The organism is Microbacterium sp. sgz311019, from assembly GCF_056135325.1.
On sequence record NZ_JBWAXO010000008.1, the window covers coordinates 169,772 to 186,050 of the forward strand.

General features: G+C 69.3%; 13 protein-coding genes. 8 read left to right on the forward strand and 5 right to left on the reverse strand.

Features of this window, described 5'->3' with window-relative positions; all coding sequences use genetic code 11:
- Positions 1 to 3: 3 nt before the first annotated feature.
- Complete coding sequence (locus AC0NZN_RS14265; RefSeq protein ID WP_474592975.1) at positions 4 to 1,617, forward strand: amidohydrolase; 1,614 nt, start codon at positions 4 to 6, stop codon at positions 1,615 to 1,617.
- Between the two features lie 18 nt (positions 1,618 to 1,635).
- Here the strand turns inward: AC0NZN_RS14265 and lysA are convergent, their stop codons facing one another.
- The 4 genes from lysA to AC0NZN_RS14285 are packed head-to-tail and all read right to left on the reverse strand — an operon-like array spanning position 1,636 to position 5,339.
- Positions 1,636 to 2,889: a diaminopimelate decarboxylase gene (lysA, locus tag AC0NZN_RS14270; protein ID WP_474592976.1), complete on the reverse strand. Its 1,254-nt coding sequence runs from the start codon at positions 2,887 to 2,889 to the stop codon at positions 1,636 to 1,638.
- Positions 2,886 to 4,001 carry an o-succinylbenzoate synthase gene (menC, locus tag AC0NZN_RS14275; RefSeq protein ID WP_474592977.1) on the reverse strand — a complete coding sequence of 372 codons (1,116 nt, stop codon included), beginning with the start codon at positions 3,999 to 4,001 and terminating at the stop codon, positions 2,886 to 2,888. Before menC ends, lysA begins: the two co-directional genes overlap by 4 nt.
- A complete protein-coding gene (locus tag AC0NZN_RS14280) occupies positions 4,001 to 4,636 on the reverse strand; it encodes a MurR/RpiR family transcriptional regulator (RefSeq protein ID WP_474592978.1) in 636 nt (211 codons plus the stop codon). The genes menC and AC0NZN_RS14280 overlap by 1 nt, the downstream gene beginning before the upstream one ends.
- Positions 4,626 to 5,339, reverse strand: a complete 714-nt coding sequence (locus AC0NZN_RS14285) for a hypothetical protein (RefSeq protein ID WP_474592979.1) — start codon at positions 5,337 to 5,339, stop codon at positions 4,626 to 4,628. Before AC0NZN_RS14285 ends, AC0NZN_RS14280 begins: the two co-directional genes overlap by 11 nt.
- A gap of 130 nt (positions 5,340 to 5,469) precedes the next feature.
- Between AC0NZN_RS14285 and AC0NZN_RS14290 the strand changes: the two genes are divergently transcribed.
- On the forward strand, positions 5,470 to 6,306 hold the full coding sequence (locus AC0NZN_RS14290) for a serine hydrolase (protein ID WP_474592980.1): 837 nt from the start codon (positions 5,470 to 5,472) through the stop codon (positions 6,304 to 6,306).
- Positions 6,307 to 6,319: 13 nt separating this feature from the next.
- On the opposite strand, the gene AC0NZN_RS14295 is transcribed toward AC0NZN_RS14290, so the two are convergent.
- The gene (locus AC0NZN_RS14295; protein WP_474592981.1) at positions 6,320 to 7,669 is read right to left on the reverse strand and encodes a M20/M25/M40 family metallo-hydrolase; all 1,350 of its coding nucleotides are present in this window, start codon (positions 7,667 to 7,669) and stop codon (positions 6,320 to 6,322) included.
- A gap of 155 nt (positions 7,670 to 7,824) precedes the next feature.
- On the opposite strand from AC0NZN_RS14295, the gene AC0NZN_RS14300 reads away from it, so the two are divergent.
- The 6 genes from AC0NZN_RS14300 to AC0NZN_RS14325 are packed head-to-tail and all read left to right on the forward strand — an operon-like array spanning position 7,825 to position 16,174.
- Positions 7,825 to 9,657, forward strand: coding sequence for an ABC transporter substrate-binding protein (locus AC0NZN_RS14300; RefSeq protein WP_474592982.1), 1,833 nt, complete (start codon positions 7,825 to 7,827; stop codon positions 9,655 to 9,657).
- 9 nt (positions 9,658 to 9,666) lie between these two features.
- Entirely contained in the window at positions 9,667 to 10,698 is a 1,032-nt protein-coding gene (locus tag AC0NZN_RS14305) for an ABC transporter permease (RefSeq protein WP_474592983.1), read from the forward strand.
- Positions 10,695 to 11,612, forward strand: coding sequence for an ABC transporter permease (locus AC0NZN_RS14310; protein WP_474592984.1), 918 nt, complete (start codon positions 10,695 to 10,697; stop codon positions 11,610 to 11,612). The genes AC0NZN_RS14305 and AC0NZN_RS14310 overlap by 4 nt, the downstream gene beginning before the upstream one ends.
- Entirely contained in the window at positions 11,612 to 13,333 is a 1,722-nt protein-coding gene (nikE, locus tag AC0NZN_RS14315) for a nickel ABC transporter ATP-binding protein NikE (RefSeq protein ID WP_474592985.1), read from the forward strand. The genes AC0NZN_RS14310 and nikE overlap by 1 nt, the downstream gene beginning before the upstream one ends.
- The gene (locus tag AC0NZN_RS14320; RefSeq protein ID WP_474592986.1) at positions 13,326 to 15,257 is read left to right on the forward strand and encodes a prolyl oligopeptidase family serine peptidase; all 1,932 of its coding nucleotides are present in this window, start codon (positions 13,326 to 13,328) and stop codon (positions 15,255 to 15,257) included. Before nikE ends, AC0NZN_RS14320 begins: the two co-directional genes overlap by 8 nt.
- A complete protein-coding gene (locus AC0NZN_RS14325) occupies positions 15,254 to 16,174 on the forward strand; it encodes a S66 peptidase family protein (protein ID WP_474592987.1) in 921 nt (306 codons plus the stop codon). Before AC0NZN_RS14320 ends, AC0NZN_RS14325 begins: the two co-directional genes overlap by 4 nt.
- The last annotated feature ends 105 nt before the right edge of the window (positions 16,175 to 16,279 follow it).

Genomic DNA, 16,279 nt, shown 5'->3' on the forward strand with positions numbered 1-16,279 from the left:
GAGATGACGCGCAGCGCAGGCCTTGATCGTGTCATCCTGGCCGACCGCATCCGCATCGATGCCCACCAGGCTCCGGTGCAGGCCGTCGGTGTCCGAGAGGGCCGCGTGGCGGCACTCGGCACGCGTTCCGACGCTGCCGGCTGGGAGTCGGTCGAGGGGAGCATCGACTACGGGGATGCCACCATCACCCCGGGTTTCATCGACGCTCACTCTCACGCCGTCTCGGCAGGAGTCGCTCGTCGCGGGGTGGATCTCTCGCGCTGTTCCACGTTGGAGGAGGTGGCGGAGACGGTCATGGGGCAGCCGGACGAGCCGGACACCGACTGGGTGCTCGGCTGGTCGCTGGATCCCAACCTCTTCGCCGGCCGCGCCGTCGGCTCCGCCTTCCTCGACGGTCGGACCGATCGACCGGTCTATCTGAAGATGGCCGACGGTCACTCGGGGATCGCGAACCGCGCCGCACTGGAGCGCGGCGGGGTGACCGGACGCGAGCGATTCGGCTCCAACGCGACCGTTGCGACAGATGCCGACGGGTCACCCACCGGCCTGCTGCTGGAGGATGACGCGATGCAGCTGGTGCGACGCCGCATCCCGCCGCTCTCGCCCGTGGACCAGGCGCGCTCCCTCCGCGCCCTGCTGGAGCGGATGGCCGCGACGGGCCTGACGACGCTGTCGCTTCTCGACCTGGAGGAGAGCACCCTGGCGATCCTCCGAGCGCTGGAGGAGGAGGGCCACCTGCCCCTCCGCCTGCGGTGCTCGCCGGTCTTCGATCCCGCGCTGCCGTTCGCCGAGGAGCTGGACCGGGTGATCGGTCTGCAGGGGGTCTCCGGTCGGAGATGGTGCATCGAGGGCGTGAAGTTCGTGCTCGACGGCACGGTGGACAACGGAACCGCATGGCTCGAGGAGCCTGACACGTGCGGCCACTCGTCCCACAGCCTCTGGCAGGACCCCGATCGGTATCGTGTCGCCCTGCACCGTCTCGCACGTCTCGGGATCGCGACGGCGACCCACGCCATCGGCGACCGTGCGATCCGCCACGCCGTCGAAGGAATCGCTGCGCTGACGGATGCCGAGAAGGCCCGCGCCCCGCACCGCATCGAGCACATCGAGACGATGCCCGACGAGCTCGTCCGCGCCTTCGTCGCATCCGGGGCGATTGCGAGCATGCAGCCGACGCACTCGACCCTGTACGTCTGGCCCGACCATCAGGACGAGTGGAGCAGGCGCCTCGGACCGACACGGGGGCGGCTGAACGGCTTCCGATTCCGCGACCTGGTCGATGCCGGGGTCACCGTCGCTCTCGGATCCGACTGGCCGGTCGCGCCCTACGACCCCCGCGGGGTGATCGCGGACGCTCGGCTGCGCCGCCCGCACGACCGGCCGCGGTCGGGCACCACGTTCGCTCGCCAGGCGCTGACGCCTGCTCACACGGTCGAGGGCTACACGCGCGCCGCGGCACGCGCCATCGGGTGGGGCGACCGTGTGGGCACGCTCGAGATCGGTCGAAACGCCGACATGACCGTCTTCGCCGTGGACCCGGTGACCGCTCCGGCGGAGACGGTGGCCGCCGCCCCGGTGCTCGCGACGCTGCTGGACGGCATCGCGCGCTCGCTCTGACGGCAGTGCGTCGCGATCTCAGAAGGCGGGGCTGCCGGCTGGTTCTTCCAGGTCGAGCAGCTCGTCGATGCTCTGCCGGCGGCGGATGACGCGGCTGATGCCGGGACCCGTCACGAGCACCTCGGGGGCCAGACCACGCGTGTTGTAGGTGGAGGACATGCTCGCCCCGTACGCGCCCGCGTCATGGAAGACGACGAGGTCGCCCACGTCCACCGCCGGCAACGGGATCGACGTGACCGTCCCGTCGGCGGCCTGGGTGAAGACATCCCCCGATTCGCACAGGGGGCCCGCGAGCACCGTGTCCACGACACCCTCGCGACGAGGGGTGCCGTCCGGGGAGAGGGCTGTCACACGATGGCTGCTGCCATACATCGCGGGTCGCATGAGGTCGTTGAATCCGGTGTCGACGAGGACGAAGCGATTCTCGCCCATCCGCTTGAAGGCGCGGACCTCGGCGACGAGCGAGCCCGCTGCGGCCACCAGAAAGCGGCCGGGTTCGATCTCGAGCCGCACCGGATGACCCAGGTGGGCGGCCACGGCGTTGCGTGCGCCGTCCCAGACGTCGAAGTACGCGTCGGTGTCCACATCGGCCTCACCCGGTCCGTACGGGACGGGGAGTCCGCCCCCGGCGGACATCGCCTCGACATCCAGCCCCGTCGCGACGATCAGATCGGCCATCGTGCCGGCGACGCGGGCCAGATGCTCCATGTCTGCACCCGAGCCGATGTGCATGTGCAGGCCGACGACGTCGAGTCGGTGCCGTCGAGCGATCGCCAGGGCCTGTTCGAGATCCTCGTGCCAGATGCCGTGCTTGCTGAACGGGCCTCCGGTGTTCGTCTTGCGGCTGTGTCCGTGTCCGAAGCCGGGATTGATCCGCAGCCACACGCGGTGGCCCGGTGAGACGGCTCCGATCTGCTCGAGCATGTGGGGCGATCCGCAGTTCACGGTGATGCCCGCATCCACGACCAGTGCCAGAGTGGCCCGATCGAGAAGGTCCGCGGTGAACACGAGCGGATCGCCCTCGCCGCTCGCGGGGTACCCGGCGCGCTGCGCCCGCAGGATCTCGCCGCGGGACACGGCATCCACCGACACGCCCGACTCGCGCAGCACGCGCAGGATGTGCGTGTTCGAGCAGGCCTTCTGTGCGAAGCGAATGGTGTCGAACCGGCGCAGACGCTCCACCTGGTGCAGGATCGTGGCCTCGTCGTAGACCCACACCGGCGTGCCGTGCTCGGCTGCGGCTGCGGCCGCTGACGCGTATCCCGGACTCACAGCCTCACATCCTCCTGGCGCACGCTGCGCTCGCGGAGGAAGAGCTCGTCGACCTCTACGCCGAGGCCCGGCGACGACGGAACCTGCACCATGCCGCCGTCGGCGAGGATCGGCTCGGTCAGGATGTCGCGCGCGTAGTACTTGTCGGATCCCGAGACGTCGGAGGGCAGGACGAAGCCGGGCAGGCTGGACAGGGCGATGTTCGCCGCTCGACCCACGCCGAACTCGTGCATGCCGCCGCACCACACCGGCATCCCTGCCTCGCGCGCGACAGCGTGCGCTTCGAGGGCGGGGGAGAGGCCACCCATCCGCGACGCCTTGATATTGAGGATCCGGCCCGCTGCGAGCTCCAGAGCGGTGCGCAGCTGCGCCACGGTCTCGACCGATTCGTCGAGACACAGCGGGGTGGACAGTCGCCTCTGCAGTCGGGCGTGCGCCAGCAGCTCGTGCGGCGCGAACGGCTGCTCGATCATCGTCAGTCCGAATTCGTCGAGCGCGACGAGGGCGTCGAGGTGCTCCTCCTCTTCTCGATACACGCCGTTCGCGTCGACGTGGAGATCCAGGTCGGGGTGCTCGGCCCGCACCGCGGCGACCGGCTCGATGTCCCACCCGGGGGCGATCTTCAGCTTCACCCTGCGGTACCCGGCCTCGATCTGGGCGGCGACCTGCTCGAGCAGCGCGCCGACGGACGGCTCGATGCCGAGGGAGACGCCCGCCGCAACCTGGCTGCGCTCTCCGCCCAGGGCCGCTGCCAGGCTCCGACCCGTCATGGATGCGAACAGACCCCACACCGCGGCATCCACCCCCGCCTTCGCGAAGTTGTTGCCCCGGACCTTCGCCCACGTCGCGGCGGCCTCGGCCGGCGTGTCCCAGTGCACGCCCAGCAGGGACGGAAGGAGGTGACGGGTGACGACGATCCAGCAGGTGTCCGTCGTCTCGGCTCCGTAGAACGGGCCGCTCGGCGACGCGACCTCGCCCCATGCGACGGCACCGGACTCATCCTCCAGGCGGATGATGAGGTGCTCGAGATGCTTCTTGCTGTGAGAGCTGGTCTGGAACTCATGGACCAGCGGAAGTCGCACGCGGTCGACGGTGGCTGCGATGACGCGCACTAATCCTCCACATAGAGGCCGAGCTCGTCGCTCAGCCGATCTCTTTCGAGGAGCCGACGGGCGGCTCCCTTGGCGCTCGCCGTCGTCAGCGTGCTGATGATATGGATGACGAGCGCGACCGACGTGGGGGAGTTCGCGAAGGATGCGCTCGCGGTGTTGACGATCAGCGCCTCATCGGCGAGCGCGACCAGGGGTGCGTCCGGCGCATCCGTGATGACGACGAGGGTTCCGCCCGCCTTCTTGAAGTGCTCGGCCAGCTCGACCGTGTACTTGCGGTATCGCGAGAGCGAGATCGCGACGAGCACGTCGGAGGAGCGGACATCCGTCAGCACATCGAGGGGGCGAACGATCGTCCCGTCGATGAGGGTGACGCTCGCCAGCCCCGCACTCAGGTCCATGGCGAGCAGCGACGCGTAGGTGAACGACTTCGCCGCGCCGAGCACGAACCGCCGCCGGGCGGCGACGATCAGGGCCGCAATCCGCTCGAACGACGAATCGTCGCGAGCCCAGTCGAGCGCGCGCAGGATCTGCTCGCGCTCCTGTTCGACGACCCGACGCTTCAGCACCAGCGCCGAGCGGCGCTGCACGCGCGCATCGAAGCGCTGACTCGGACTGGTCTGCTGGTCACGCTCCATCGGGCGTCCTTCCGAAGACATAGACAGCAGTATCACAGCGCGGAAGGCAGGCCAGTGCATTCAGCCCGGCCTCGAACGCCCGCCGCAGTCCGTCCCCCGGTGCATCCACCGGGGCGAGGACGAGGCCTCGCCGATGCGCTTCGCTCTCGTCATCCGCCACCGCGCGCAGGCGCTCCACGGTGCGCCGGTTCGCCTCCATCGCCGCGGGATCGAGGGGCCACTCCACGAGCATCCGGTCCGTGCCCGGCTCGTCGTAGTAGTCGGCGAGGAAGCGGATGCCGTGTGCGCCCAGTCCGTTCAGGTTGAACGAGGCGTTCCGCGCCATGGACGGGTCGAAGGTCCACCGCATCGCCCGTGCGCCCGTCGCCCGGGCTTCCTGGGCCTGGGCCATCTTCAGTCGGCGACCGATACCTGCTCCCTGAGCGCTCGCGGCGACGACGGTGGCCTGCGAGTAGTGGAACACCCCGCCATCGCCGACACCCGTGAACCCGTAGCAGAACCCGACGATGTCTCCCGAGGGAAGGAAGGCGCCGAGGACCGTGCCTCCATTGTCGAGCAGGCCCCGCATCAGGCGAGGACTCACGGCGAACGCGTGGTCGGAGTAGGCGAAGACCGAACGGTACAGCTCCGCGGCGCGGCGCTGCTCGGCGAAGGATTCGATCCGACGCACGTCGACCCTTGGGCCGGTGGTCGTGGTGGTCATAGATACAGAACGTATCTCACGACCGTTACCCATCGCAATGCTGAATTCATAACAGCTCTGCCACAACATACGGAGCCTATCTTGCATCTTCGAGCTGGCGTGGGGGCACCGCATCCACTACCGTGTCGGAATGCCCGCGCAACGAACCTTCCCCGCCGATGCTCTGACCGCCGAACTGGAACGGGTGCCCGGAGTCCACTGGACGGCATCCGTCACCGACGCGCTCACCGGAGACGTGCTGTGGGAGCACGACCCGGACCGCATTCTCAAGACCGCGAGCGTCGGCAAGATCTTCCTGCTCATCGAGGTGGCGCGCCAGGCCGCGGAGGGGATCCTCGATCTGGGAGAGGGCGTCACCCGGAGACCGGACGAGATCGTCGCCGACTCGGGCATCTGGCACACGCTGGTCGTCGAGACGCTGCCGATCGCCGACGTCTGCGCGTTGATCGGTGCCGTGAGCGACAACCTGGCGACGAACGTGCTCGTGCGTCGCATCGGCATCGATGCGATCGGCGACACCAGTCGCGCACTCGGGTTCGTGGACTCCGCGCTGCTCGACCGGGTGCGCGAGGAGCGTCTTGCGGAGCATCCGCCGACCCTGTCCCGGGGCACCGGTCGCGAACTGGCTGCGCTGCTGGGGCGTCTGCACCGTGGCGAGATCGTCTCGCCGGCAGTGTCGGACCGCGTGCTGTCGTGGCTCGCGCTGAACACCGACCTGTCGATGGTCGCTTCGGCGTTCGGACTGGATCCGCTGGCCCATGCGGACAGCGATCGCGGCGTCCTCCTGCGCAACAAGACCGGAACCATCAGCACCGCTCGCATCGACGTCGGGGTCGCAGCCGCCGGAGGGCGTGCGATCGCGTACGCGGTCGGTGCGAACTGGGACGGCGCGCAGGACGATCCCCGCGGCCGCGTGCTCGCGACGATGGCAGATGTGGGGCGGGCGATCAGGGCCAGCCTTCCCTGATCGCCCGCCGCCCTCACACGGTGGTGAGGAAGTCGTCGAGGATGCGCTGTCCGGACTCCAGCGCCGCGACCGGCATCCGCTCATCGATGCCGTGCACGCCGGCGACGGTGCGACCGTCCGGGTCAGGACCCAGCGGCGCGAATCCGTAGCACGCGATCCCGAGCGGCGTGAAGGCCTTCGCGTCCGTGCCTCCCCCCATGCAGAACGGCACGACTGCGGCCTCCGGATCGAACCGCCGCACGGCGGCGGCCATCGCGTCGAACCAGCCGGAGCGGATCGGTGCCTCGACGGGAGGCTGCAGCGACAGGAACTCGTGCTCGACCTCGTCGCCGAGGAGCTGCTCGAGCTCCGCGAGCATCGTGGTCTCGTAGCCCGGCGGGCATCGAACGTCGAACTCGGCGGCGGCGAGCGTGGGGATGACGTTCACCTTGTAGCCGGCGCTGAGCACGGTGGGAGTGGCGGAGGCGCGCACCGTGTAGCGCGCGACCTCTCCTGCCGCGCCGAGGCGCTCGACCGCGGCCAGCACGCCGTCCTCAGTCTCCAGCGCGACCTCGAACCCGAGGGCGGCGTTGGCCTCGGTGAGGTGCGCCCGCACGGTGTCGGAGAGGTGCACCGGCCACGCATGATGGGCCAGCCGGTGGGCGACGTCGACGACGGCGGCGACGGCGTTCTCGGACGTCGGGCGCGATCCGTGGCCGGCGGGCCCCGTCGCGGTCAGGCGCAGATGCATCGTCCCGCGCTCCGCCGTCGCGATCGGGTACAGCCGCACCGGTGTCCCGTCTGCGGCGATCGCCTGCGTGGCGTCGCCACCGCTCTCTCCGATCGCGGCCCCGACACCGGCCAGCAGATCCGGGCGCTCCCGCACGATCCATTGGGCCCCGTGCTCGCCGCGGTCCTCCTCGTCGGCGACGAACGCGAACACGATGTCGCGTCGTGGGCGCATCCCGGTGTCGGCCCAATCCAGGAGGGTCGCGAGCATCATGCTGACCATGTCCTTCATGTCGGCGGCGCCCCGGCCCCACACGTACCCGTCGGAGATCACTCCGGCGAACGGCGGCACGGTCCAGTCGGAGGCCTCGGCAGGCACGACGTCGAGATGACCGTGCACCAGGAGGCCGGCGAGCGTTCTGTCGATGCCGGGCACCCGCAGCACCACGCTTGCGCGCTCGGGCGAGGGACCCACCAGCAGCGGGTCGTAGCCCGCCTCGGTGAGGAGGTCCGCGATGTGACGTGCCAGGCGGCCCTCGCCCTCGCTGCGGCCGTTCCCGTAGTTGGTGGTGTCGAACCTGATGAGTTCGGCGCACAGCTCGGCAACGGTCTGGATGCGGGTCCGGGTGACGGGGCCGGTTGCCTCTGCGGTCATGTCGACCTTTCGTTTCAGCGATGTTACGTTTCGCATGTTCGCACAGATCGTGACGAGATTGGTCAGAATCACGCTTGATTTTCTTGCTTCCGACCCACAAACTCATGTTCAACCTGATTTATGCGACACGTAAATCTCACGCAAAGGACTGCTACGTGACCCGAACCACGAGCCCGAAACGGGCACATTCGACAAAGAGGATCCTCGTCGGCGCGGCCGCGACGGTCGCGGTGATGACGTTGGGCGCCGCGGCCTTGGCGTCGCCTGCCATCGCCGCCGCACCGCCTGCGTCGCACATCCTGAAGATCGCGACGGATTCCGACATCGACACGCTGAACCCGTTCACGACCATCCTGGCCTCGGGCCAGTCGATCGTCGGTCTCGAGTACGAGACCTTGGTCGCGTACGGGGCGAAGGACAACGCGATCGTCCCCGGCATGGCGTCCAAGTGGTCGACGTCGAGCGACGGCCTCACCTGGACCTTCACGATCCCCGAGGGCCGCAAATGGTCCGACGGCAAGCCGGTGACGGCCGAGGACGCCGCGTTCACCTACACGTCGATCATCGACGACAAGGAGCTCCAGCAGGCGCACGGCGGTGACATCGCCAATGTGGTCAAGGCGCAGGCGAAGAACGCCACGACCCTCGTGCTGACGCTGAGCGAGCCGCAGGCCCCCAACCCCGGCGCGAGCGTGCCGATCGTGCCCCAGCACATCTGGGGCAAGGTGAAGGACCCGGCGAAGTTCGCCAATGACTCGGATGTGGTCGGCTCCGGTCCCTTCACCGTCAAGCACTACGCGCAGAGCCAGTCGGTGGAGCTCGTCTCCAACAAGTCCTTCTGGCGCGGGGCGCCCAAGATCGACGGCATCACGTACGTCTACTACAAGAACGGCGACGCCGAGGTGCAGGCTCTGCGCACCGGTGAGATCGACGTCGTGGGCGGGCTGCTTCCGGCCCAGTACACGTCGCTGAAGGGCGTCAAGAACATCGGCCTGAACGCCGGTGTGGGCCGCCGGCACTCCGCTCTCGCCATCAACCCCGGGGCCAAGGATGCGAACGGCGACGTGCTCGGAGACGGCAACCCGGCCCTGCAGGACAAGACCCTGCGCACGGCGATCGTGATGGCGATCGACAAGAAGACGCTGCTCGAGAAGGTCGCGGGCGGGTTGGGGACGCTCGGTCAGACGGAGATCCCGCCGGTGTACCCGGCGTACTTCGGAATCGACAAGGCCGACACCATCCCGTTCGATCCCGCCAAGGCGAACCAGATGCTCGACGCCGCCGGGTACAAGAAGGGCGCGGACGGCATCCGCCTCGACACGACGGGCAAGCCGCTCGACCTGCGCCTGCTCGGCCGCAGCAGCAACCCGCTGCACACTCAGATGGCCGGCTACATCGTGCCGTGGCTGCAGGCGATCGGCGTCAAGGCCTCCTTCACGACCGAGAGCGACAACCAGGTCAACGACGATTCGACCCTCGGCAAGTACGACATGTACTTCACCGGGTGGGGCGTCGACCCCGACCCCGACTCGCAGCTGGTCCTGAACATCTGCGCAGCGCGCCCCAACGCCGACGGCTCGGGCGCGACCAGCGAGAACAACTGGTGCGACCCCGCGTTCGACAAGCTCTACCAGCAGCAGCACACCGAACTCGACCCGGCGAAGCGTGCCGATCTGGTCAAGGACGCCATGGCTACCATGTACAAGGCGGCCACCAACACGGTCATCTGGTACGCGGACGCGCTCGAGGCCTACCGGTCCGACCGCTTCACGGGCTTCCAGAAGCAGCCGGCGAGCAACGGCGTCATCACCAACCAGAACGGGTACTGGGGTCTGTACAGCGCGGTTCCGGTGAGCTCGGAGAAGCCCGCGGATGCTCCGAACCCCGGACTGATCATCGGGATCGTCGTGGCCGTGATCGTGGTCGGCGGAGTCGTGACCCTCCTCGTCGTCCGTCGGCGTCGTGCGACAGCGGACGACAGGCAGTAGCAGATGACGATGTCGCTTCCAGCGGCAGAACTGGCCCAGGCGGCGCCCGAGGAGGAGACTCCTCGCGGCGCCACCTGGGGCCGGTATCTGGCCGTCAAGGGAGGCGGGGCGGCCGTCAGCCTGATCATGGTCGTGGCTGTCGGCTTCTTCGCCTTCCGCATCCTTCCCGGTGACCCTGCGATCTCGATGACCCGCGGTCGCCGTGTCAGTGCGTCGCAGGTCGCCCAGCTCCGCCACCAGTTCGGACTGGACCAGCCCCTCCTCGTGCAGTTCTGGAACTACCTCGTCGGGCTCCTCCACGGCGATCTCGGCATCTCGTACACGTACAATCAGCCGGTCTCCGACCTCATCGCGACGCGCGTCGGCCCCACCCTTCTCCTGACGGGGACCGCGGCACTCATCTCCATCGTCCTCGGCCTCTGGCTGGGACAGCGGGCGGCCTGGCGACGCGGCTCGGGCTTCGACCGCTCGGCGACGAGCGTCGCCCTGGTGTTCTGGTCGGTGCCCACTTTCTGGCTCGGGCTCATCCTGCTCCTCGTCTTCGGCGGCTGGCTGCAGTGGTTCCCGACAGGCGGCATGACGACGCCCGGGATCGACGAGAGCGGCGTCACCGGGGTGTGGGATGTGGCCCGCCACCTCGTCCTCCCCGTGGCGACGATGGTCGCCGTGGTCTATGCGCAGTACCTGATGGTGATGCGTGCGTCGCTGCTCGAGGAGATGACGAGCGACTACCTCGTCACTGCTCGCGCGAAGGGACTGCGCGAGGACGTCGTACGGCGCCGACACGCCATCCCCAACGCCCTGCTTCCGACCATCACGCTCATCTTCCTCACCATCGGAGGCCTCATCAGCGGCGCAGTGACCGTCGAGACGGTCTACTCATGGCCGGGGCTGGGCTACCTCACCTTCCAGGCACTCACGGCCCCGGACCTGCCGCTGCTCCAGGGAACTTTCGTGGTGTTCTCGGGAATCGTCATCATCATGAACCTCGCCGCCGAGGTCGTCTACCGGGTCATCGACCCCCGATTGAAGGCATCGTGACCGCCATCCAGAGCTCGTCGCCCCGGAGTGCCTCGCACGCGGTGCGCCGCAGCCGCCGCCGCCAGAGCGCCGCCAGAGCGTGGGGAGAATTCCGCCGCCACCGGTCCGGGATGATCGGCCTCGTCATCCTCGTCTTCGTCGTGGCGGTGGCAGTCCTCGTGCCGTTCATCGCGCCCGCCGAACTGCTCGACGTGACGAAGGCCACCGCTCCGCCGAACCAGCCGCCGTCGTGGGCATATCCGCTCGGCACCGACCCGGCTGGCCGGTCGGTGCTCGTCATGCTCCTGTGGGGCACGCGCGTGTCTCTCCTGGTGGGCTTCGCGGCCACCGCGGTGTCGATGGTCATCGGCACCGTCGTCGGCATGTCGGCCGGCCACTACGGCGGCGGCACCCAGGCGGTGCTCATGCGCGTGATCGACTTCTTCCTGGTCCTGCCCTCGCTCGTGCTGGCGATCGTGCTCTCCACCGTGCTCTCGCGCGGAGTGCTGACGATCGTGATCGCCATCGGCGTCACGAGCTGGGCGGCGACGGCCCGGCTCGTGCGGTCGCAGACGCTGACCATCGAGTCTCGGCCCTACATCGAACGCGCCTGGGCGCTCGGCGCAGGTCACGGCCACGTGCTAGGACGTCACATCCTCCCCGCCGTGCTTCCGCTCGTGCTGGCCAACACGACGCTCGCCGTCGGATCGGCCATCATCGCCGAGTCGACGCTCTCGTTCCTGGGCCTCGGCGATCCCACCCAGATGTCCTGGGGGAGCATGCTCAAGAGCGCGCTGGACACCGGCGCAGCGACAGCCGGCTACTGGTGGTTCGTGCTGCCGCCCGGCATCGCCATCGTGCTCGTCGTGCTGTGCTTCACCCTTGTCGGCCGAGCGACCGAGGCCGTCGTCAACCCCACTCTGCGAGGACGCTGATGCCCACACTGCAGCTCGAAGACCTGCACATCACCTACACCGTCACCGGAGAGCACGGACCGATCCACAAGACCGCGGTCGACGGGGTGAGCCTCACGCTGGAGACCGGCCGCACCCTCGGCATCGCGGGCGAATCGGGATCCGGCAAGTCGACGGTGGCGATGTCGGTGCTGCGGCTGCTGCCGCCGAACGCCACGCTGACCGGAGCGATCCGGTTCGGCGACAAGGACATGCTCGGGCTGTCGTGGGGCAAACTGCGCGCGGTGCGATGGACCGAGGCGGCGATCGTGTTCCAGGGCGCGATGCACTCCCTCAACCCCGTCACGCGTGTGCGCGACCAGATCGCGGAGGCCCTGGAGACGCACCTGGCGAAGGAGTATCCGACGCGGGAGAAGCGCTACGCGCGCGTCGACGAGCTGCTGCGACTCGTCGATCTGAACGCCGACAAGGGGCTGTCGTACCCGCACGAGCTGTCCGGCGGCCAGAAACAGCGGATCATGATCGCGATGGCCCTCGCGTGCGATCCGGAGCTCATCATCGCCGACGAGCCCACGACGGCGCTCGACGTCATCGTGCAGGCGCAGGTTCTCGACGTCCTCACCGGCCTCGTGCGGGATCGCGGTCTCTCGCTCGTCATGATCAGCCACGACCTCTCGGTGCTCGCCGCGACGTGCGAGCGCGTCATCGTCATGCAGAACGGCCGGATCGTGGAGGAGGGCCCGAGCGCCCGCGTGATGAGCGCCCCCGAGCACCCCCACACCCAGGCGCTCGCGGCCGCGTTCCCGACCATCGGCGACTGGTCCTCGCGCAAGCGGCTCCCGAGCTACACCGCTCCGGATGCTCCCGCGCAGGATGGCACCCCCACGCCCGCCGGACGGGATGCGCACGACACGGTGCTCGAGGTGCGCGACCTGTGCGTGAGCTTCTCGGCCCGCGGCCGCGCGGTGCGCGCCGTGGACCATGTCGACCTCCGGTGCGGGGCGGGCGAGATCGTGGCCCTGGTCGGTCAGTCCGGCTCGGGCAAGACGACCCTCGCCCGAACGGTGCTGGGGCTCCAGCGCCCCACGTCCGGAGAGGTGCTGTTCAGCGGCGCTCCGCTCGGCCGCTCGCAGCGGGCGCTCAAGGAGTACCGCCGTCAGGTGCAGTTCGTGCTGCAGGACCCGACAGCCTCGCTCAACCCGAAGCACAGCGTCTACGAGTCCGTCGCCGAGGGACCGAGGCTGCACCGTCTGGCGGGCGACGAGCACGAGCGCGTCGCGCGCGCGCTCCGGCAGGCAGAGCTGTCGCCTCCCGAGCAGTTCTTCGACGCCATCCCGCAGGAGCTCTCCGGCGGACAGCGGCAGCGGGTGGTCATCGCCGGCGCCCTCGCCCTGGATCCGCGGTTCATCGTCGCCGACGAGCCGGTGGCCAGTCTCGACGCCTCCGCGCGCGGTGAGATCCTCGCGCTCCTCATGCGGCTCAAGTACGAGCTCGGTCTCGGAGCGCTCATCATCACCCACGACCTCGGGCTCGCCTGGAACATCGCCGACCGGGTCGTGGTGATGAAGCAGGGACGCATCATCGAGGAGGGGCCCGTCGAGGAGGTGCTGCTGTCTCCCCAGCACGAGTACACCCGGCAGCTGCTGTCCGTCGTGCCCAGTGCGCTGGTGGACGGCGAGGATGCGTCCGACGATGACGGCGCGCGATGCTGCGAGCCGGAGACCGTGGGCGTCCGTGCCTGAGCGCCCGTACGGGACCTGGTCCTCGCCGATCGGCCCGGAAGACATCGCCGCGGCGCACTCGGCGATCAGCTGGGTGGGTCAGCCCGGGGGAGAGCTGTGGTGGGTCGAGAGCGACCCCGCCGACGACGGGCGCCTGGCGCTCTACCTCCTCGACGGCGAATCGCACCGGCGGTTGACCCCCGTGGGCGTCAACGTGCGCAACCGGGTCCACGAGTACGGCGGCCTGCCCTGGGCCGCGGGCGGCGACGGCTTCGTCATCACCGAGTGGAGCGACCAGCGCCTCTACACGGGCACTGCGGAGGGGGTGCGGCCACTGACGCCGGTCCCCGCGTTCGAGGCCCAGTACCGGTATGCCGAGCCGTTCATCGTCGGCGACGAGGTCTGGGTGATGCGGGAGGAGTTCTTCAGCGCGTCGCCGACCGATCTGCAGCGCACGTTCGTGGCGGTGCCGCTCGACGGGTCGGGGGTTACGTCGCCGGAGCGCATCCGCCTCCTCGGCGGCGACCATCGATTCCTCTCCTGCCTGCGCGTCTCCGCCGACGGCCTTCGTGCATCCTGGATCGGGTGGAACCACCCGCACATGCCGTGGAACGAGACCGAGCTCGTGGTCGCCGACATCCGTGAGGGTCGATTCGTCGACGCCCGCGTGGTGGCGGGCGGCCGCGGAGAGTCGATCTGCCAGGCGGAGTGGGACGTGGACGGCTCGCTCGTCTTCCTCTCGGACACCAGCGGTTGGTGGAACCTCCATCGACTGGGCGAGGCGGGGCCGGTCCTCGAGGTCACACAGGAGCTGGGCGGGCCGCTGTGGCGGCCCGGTACCAGCTGGCTTGCTGTGCTCGGAGCCCGCCGGTACGGCGTGCTCGTGCACGGCAAGCCGGCCGTGCTCGACGGGAACCGCGGCACCCTCACCCTTCTCGATCCGGCGGACGACGGGCTCGTCACCACCTGGAGCGCCTTTCTCTCCGCCGACGGCGGCCGGCTCGCCTCGGCAGGCTACGGGCCGCGCAGTCTGCCGCGACTCGTGACCTGGTCGGATGACGAGGGCACGGCGACGCGCGGTTCCCACGCATCCGTCCCCGTCGTCGCAGGCGCACCGCTCGACGATGCGTGGCTGCCCCAGCCGGAGTTCCGGTGGGTGGAGGGCCGCGACGGGGCGCAGATCCCCGTCACCGTCTACCCGCCGGCGCATCCGGACACGGTCGCACCGGTGGGGGAGCGTCCTCCGTTCGTCGTGCACGTCCACGGTGGCCCGACGGGCGAGAACGGCGTCACCCTCGACCTCGAGATCGCCGCGTTCACGTCGCGGGGCATCGGCGTCGCGGTGCCGGAGTACGGCGGCTCGACCGGATTCGGGCGGGCGTGGCGTCACAGGCTCGACCGGCAGTGGGGCGTCGTCGACCTCCACGACACCATCGACGTGGCCGAGGCGCTCGTGCGGGAGGGGCTGGCGGACCCGAACCGACTCGTTGTGCGAGGCGGCAGTGCCGGAGGCTTCACAAGCGCGGCGGCGATGACGGTCGCCTCGCCGTTCGCGCTGGCGCTCATCCGCTACCCGGTCATCGACCTTCTCGCATGGATGTCGGGCGAGAACCACGATCTCGAGTCGCAGTACCTGGTGAGCCTCGTCGGATCCCTTCCCGAAGACGAGGCGCGGTACCGTGAGCGATCGCCGGCCGAACGGCCGCACCTCGCACACGGTCCGATGCTCATCCTGCAGGGTCTCGACGACCGGATCTGTCTCCCCGAGACCACCCAGCGGTTCGTCGACGGACTCGCTGCAGCGGGGAAGACATTCGAGTACATCGGCTACGAACGAGAGCAGCACGGGTTCCGCGCGGCATCGACCGTGGCGGATGCCGCGGCCCGCGAACTGCGGTTCCTCCGGCGTCACCTCGGCATCAGCGACCCGGAGGGGGATCGATGACGGAGACCATGGCGCTCGCGCCCCTGAAGGCGGGCGACCGCGTCGCGCTGGTCGCGACATCGGGACCCATCAATGAAGAGCGGCTGGATCAGTCCCTCGCCCTGCTCGACCGCTGGGGGCTCGACCCGGTCGTGTACCCGAGCGGGCGGGCGACGCATCCCACGCTCCCGTATCTTGCGGGAACGGATGCGCAGCGCGCCGAGGACCTGCAGTCCGCCTGGTGCGACGAGACCATCGACGCCGTGTTCTGCATGCGCGGCGGCTACGGCTCGGTGAGGCTTCTCGATCGGCTCGATGTGGACGCGCTGCGGCGCGCGCGGCCCAAGCCGCTCTTCGGCAGCTCGGACGTCACGGGGGTGCACGAGTTCTGGCGCGAGCGGCTGGGGGTCGCCACGTGGTTCACCCCCATGCTTGCGACGGGTGCCCTCCTCGATGACGCCGAGGCGACGGAGAGCCTGCGGCGAGCGGTCTTCGAACCGGTGCCCGGTCGCAGCTACACCTCCTCCGATGCGGTGTCCCTCGTGCGCGGCGAGGCGTCGGGGGTGCTGGTCGGCGGCAATCTCAGCCTTCTGGCCATGACGCTCGGGGCGAAGGACCGGTCTGCATTCGACCACACCGGACGCATCGCCCTCATCGAGGACGTCGGAGAGGAGCCGTACCGGATCGACGGCCTCCTGGTGAAGCTGCTGCGGGCGGGCTGGTTCGACGGTGTCGTCGGCATCGCGCTCGGCAGCTGGCTGGACTGCGGCGACCTCGCCGAGATCCGTGCCGTCGTCGACGAGCTGCTCGTGCCGCTCGGGATCCCGCTCGTCTGGCAGCTCGGCTTCGGACACGACAAGGCGGCCCCGAGTATCCCGCTCGGCGTGCGCGCCACGCTCTCGGCGGGGGATGAGGCTGTCCTGTCGATCGAGGGGTGAAGTGGCGTTCATTACAGAATGCATTTGGATTGGACAATCTGAAACTTTTGTTACAGAATCTCTCTCAAGCCGCTCACCGTAGAGGGCACCGAGAAAGGTCCACAG

Coding starts and splice junctions, on each gene's coding strand:
- AC0NZN_RS14265 (WP_474592975.1), top strand. CDS start 4: ATGACGCGCAGCGCAGGCCTTGATCGTGTCATCCTGGCCGACCGCATC.
- AC0NZN_RS14280 (WP_474592978.1), bottom strand. CDS start 4,636: ATGGAGCGTGACCAGCAGACCAGTCCGAGTCAGCGCTTCGATGCGCGC.
- AC0NZN_RS14285 (WP_474592979.1), bottom strand. CDS start 5,339: ATGACCACCACGACCACCGGCCCAAGGGTCGACGTGCGTCGGATCGAA.
- AC0NZN_RS14290 (WP_474592980.1), top strand. CDS start 5,470: ATGCCCGCGCAACGAACCTTCCCCGCCGATGCTCTGACCGCCGAACTG.
- AC0NZN_RS14295 (WP_474592981.1), bottom strand. CDS start 7,669: ATGACCGCAGAGGCAACCGGCCCCGTCACCCGGACCCGCATCCAGACC.
- AC0NZN_RS14305 (WP_474592983.1), top strand. CDS start 9,667: ATGTCGCTTCCAGCGGCAGAACTGGCCCAGGCGGCGCCCGAGGAGGAG.
- nikE (WP_474592985.1), top strand. CDS start 11,612: ATGCCCACACTGCAGCTCGAAGACCTGCACATCACCTACACCGTCACC.
- AC0NZN_RS14325 (WP_474592987.1), top strand. CDS start 15,254: ATGACGGAGACCATGGCGCTCGCGCCCCTGAAGGCGGGCGACCGCGTC.